The following is a 562-nucleotide window of genomic DNA, read 5'->3' on the forward strand; positions in this document are numbered from 1 at the left end:
TCGGGGAGGTTCGCGAGGTAGGACTGGAGGTTGCGGCGGGTCTCGGCGATGTTGTCGCCGCCGAACTTCTCCAGGACCTGGTCGGCGAGGGTGATCGCGACCATGGCCTCGGCCACCACGCCGGCTGCCGGTACGGCGCAGACGTCGGAACGCTGGTGATGTGCGGCCGCGGTGTCACCGGTGGAGACGTCGACCGTGCGCAGGGCCTTGGGGATCGTGGCGATCGGCTTCATGCCCGCGCGCACGCGCAGCACGGTGCCCGTCGACATTCCGCCCTCGGTCCCTCCCGCCCGATCCGACGAGCGCGTGATGCCCTCCCCGGTGGCGAAGAGCTCGTCGTGCGCCTGCGACCCCCGGCGCGTGGTGGTGAGGAAGCCGTCGCCCACCTCCACGCCCTTGATCGCCTGAATGCTCATGAGCGCCTGGGCGAGCTTGGCATCCAGTCGACGATCCCACTGCACGTGGGAGCCGAGCCCCGGAGGCAGACCGTAGGCGAGCACCTCGACGACCCCGCCGAGGGTGTCGCCGTCCTTCTTCGCCGCGTCGATCTCGGCGACCATGG

General features: G+C 70.6%; 1 protein-coding gene. It reads right to left on the reverse strand.

The window, feature by feature from the left end; all coding sequences use genetic code 11:
- Positions 1 to 562: chorismate synthase (locus NS220_RS18930; protein ID WP_153004389.1), on the reverse strand; the 562-nt coding region annotated here is incomplete at both ends.

Origin of the sequence: Microbacterium testaceum, assembly GCF_001476655.1 — a bacterium.
In the GTDB taxonomy this organism is placed as follows: Bacteria; Actinomycetota; Actinomycetes; order Actinomycetales; family Microbacteriaceae; genus Microbacterium; species Microbacterium testaceum_C.